This is a genomic window from Streptomyces megasporus (assembly GCF_000718985.1).
Lineage (GTDB): Bacteria > Actinomycetota > Actinomycetes > Streptomycetales > Streptomycetaceae > Streptomyces > Streptomyces megasporus.
Genome location: NZ_JODL01000121.1, coordinates 1 through 371, shown reverse-complemented (window position 1 = coordinate 371; position 371 = coordinate 1). Strand labels below are relative to the sequence as shown.

Annotated in this window: 1 protein-coding gene; it reads right to left on the bottom strand. The window is 65.0% G+C overall.

Going from position 1 to position 371, the window contains the following annotated elements:
• Positions 1–236 (bottom strand): lytic polysaccharide monooxygenase (locus IF47_RS0126960; RefSeq protein WP_037733443.1); only part of this gene is annotated, 236 nt, incomplete at its 3' end.
• Positions 237–371: the final 135 nt, after the last annotated feature.

The following is a 371-nucleotide window of genomic DNA, read 5'->3' as shown; positions in this document are numbered from 1 at the left end:
TTGCATATCTGCCCGTCGGCCGGACCGGACGCCGGGAAGCCCTTCGGGCCCTCGACGCTCTGCGGCTCCCACTGGATGGATTCGCAGTTGGTCACGGTGCCGTTCTGGCAGAGCTTCTGCCGGCTGATGGGGAGGTCGGTGTAGCCGTGGCCGCTGGCGCCGCCGGAGGAGAGTACGAGGGCTCCGGTCGTGGCCAGTCCCACCGCGGCTGCGGACAACTTGGTCCTTGTGCGCATGCTGCCGCTCCTGGAGAACGTGGGGGATGTTCAGTGAGCCGTGCAGGTAGGTCTAGACCAAGTCTGAATGTAGGAGGGTTAGTTGAACATGTCCATACCAATCACGGGCCCGTTTCTCCGCGCCCCGCGCAGAAC